At 65.1% G+C, this 2173-nt stretch carries 3 protein-coding genes; 2 read left to right on the top strand and 1 reads right to left on the bottom strand.

Going from position 1 to position 2173, the window contains the following annotated elements; translation table 11 throughout:
- Positions 1–156, top strand: a complete 156-nt coding sequence (locus ACWIE7_RS18885) for a PH domain-containing protein (protein ID WP_454070285.1) — start codon at positions 1–3, stop codon at positions 154–156.
- On the opposite strand, the gene ACWIE7_RS18880 is transcribed toward ACWIE7_RS18885, so the two are convergent.
- On the bottom strand, positions 157–1842 hold the full coding sequence (locus tag ACWIE7_RS18880) for a YhgE/Pip domain-containing protein (protein ID WP_454070284.1): 1686 nt from the start codon (positions 1840–1842) through the stop codon (positions 157–159).
- Between the two features lie 51 nt (positions 1843–1893).
- Here ACWIE7_RS18880 and ACWIE7_RS18875 point away from each other — a divergent pair.
- A partial coding sequence (locus ACWIE7_RS18875; RefSeq protein ID WP_454070283.1) for a dihydroxy-acid dehydratase domain-containing protein occupies positions 1894–2173 on the top strand: 280 nt, incomplete at its 3' end.

Here is a 2173-nt window from a genome sequence, read left to right as displayed (position 1 = left end):
ATGTTCCCCAAGAACGGGTTCGCGCGCCTGGTCACGACCGAGGAGGCGTCACTGCCGATGGGCGGCGTCTCCTTCCACGACCTGCCCCGGCTCTCGCGGGCCAGCGGGGGCCGGATCCGGGACCCCTACAACGCACCTGCCCCACGCGACGACTGACTAGTCCGCTCCTCGGGCCTCACCGCGCGGTGCGCCACCGTGCGAGTTGTCGTCGTCATCGTGGTCGTCGTTGTCGCCGTTCCCTCCGCCGCAGGGGCCGCTCTGGCTGTACTCAACCACGCCGCCGCCGCGCATGAGCTCTGATCTGACACCGGCCCCTGCTCCGGCCATGACACCGGCGGTAACCGCATTGCCACGTCGGGCACCGCTACGCGGCCCCAGCACACTGCCGACGCCCTGATTGGCAGGGACACGGTCCGCAACCTTCTGCCGACGCAGCCCCAGTCGCTCGTACCAGTTGGTCACCACTAGGCCAAGAACGACGCCCGCGACACCCCAACCAGCGAGCACATACACCGCATGGCCGAGGCCCGCAGTCCACGTCGAGTCGAAGAACATGATCGACCGGATTCCGAGATAGGCCTGATGCATCGGCTCGAGAGCGCCGATCGACACAAAGATCGGCGGCAGCATCTGCGTGGGTGTAGCGCCACCCGAGGTGGGAATTCCCAGCACGACAAATACCACAAGGTTGACGAGCAGACCGGCGTTACCGATGGCCGCGATGATCGAGTGGGCACAGACCCCCACCGCCACGATCACCAGACACGAGAACCAGAACAAGTCCCAGACGTCGAATCCGGTGATCCCGACGATTTTCGCCACAAGCAGGCACAGTCCCGAGACCAGGGGCGCAGTGACCGCGGTGATCACCCACTTCCGCAGCAGAGTCTGCACACGCCCGAAAGGGGCCACATGGACATGAAGCGCAAGCGGCCCGATCTCCAGAGGCATGAAGCCGAGCCGTGCATCCAACAGATTCGAGATGATCATGGCTCCGGTGAACCCGGCCAGCACCAAGATCAGCGAATAGAACATAGGTAGCGACGCGTTCGACACGCCGTCCGGTAGGTCGTTCCACATACTCACGTTGACTTCGACCGGGTACTCCAGAGCCAATACTGCCGCGCCACCGATCTGGCGACCGTCCGCCTCGGCGAGCAGCGACGCATCCGACACCAGGGTGGCGCCCATACGGTCGTGCAGCGAGTCACCCAACTGATCTGCGATGGCATTCATCACCTGCCCGGAGACGATCGACACCCGGGGCGACGACTGAACCTCGATCACCGCGCGTTGCGGCGCCTCACCGCCGTCACCCGCCTCGGTCGCCGCGGACTCCAGTAGGTCCACGACGCGCTGGCTCAACTCCGCCGGCATCCGCACGGTGCCGAAGTACGACCCGTCCTTCAAGCCTCGCTCCGCCTCAGCCGCGTCCACGACGCGGAGTCGAACTTTCTCCCAGTCGTTGTTCTGGATCAACCCTGCGGTGACCTGGCTGCCGATATCGAGATTGCGCGGGCCGATCGGGGTCTGAAGGGTGGCGCCCTCGTCCTCGTTCACCACTGCCACCGGCACGTGCCGGGCATGCGACTGCGGGTCGGCTGTGCCGCCGAGGTACATGAACGCCAGCAGGAAGAACAGTCCGCAGACCACTGCCACCGCTCCTGCGGAGTGAGAGGCAAACTCTCGGAAGCCACCGGTATGTCCGGAATCGGTCATCTGGGTCCCCATTTGTTTCTGACGTGCCGACCGAATAGCCGGCCGTGAAAAGGGTATCCCCAGCCCGAGGAGTATTGTCAGGTGGCCATAGCGCGCATCGCCGATCTCTCGAACAAGGCGCATGTCGCCTGCGATTCCGCGCTGAACACCGTCACCGAATCTGATCGAGGTCCCATGCCGCCCCTGAGGTCACGAACCAGTACCGCCGGACGAAATGCTGCGGGGGCCCGGGCCCTGTGGCGCGCAACCGGCATGACCGACTCGGACTTCGGAAAACCCATCATCGCGATCGCGAACTCCTACACCCAGTTCGTTCCGGGCCACGTGCACCTGAAGAACGTCGGCGAGATCGTGGCCGAGCAGATCGCCGAGGCCGGTGGGGTGGCCCGCGAGTTCCACACGATCGCCGTGGATGACGGCATCGCGATGGGCCACGCGGGAATGCTCTACTCGC

This window comes from Dietzia sp. NPDC055343 (assembly GCF_053645265.1).
This window is presented reverse-complemented; position numbering and strand designations above follow the sequence as displayed.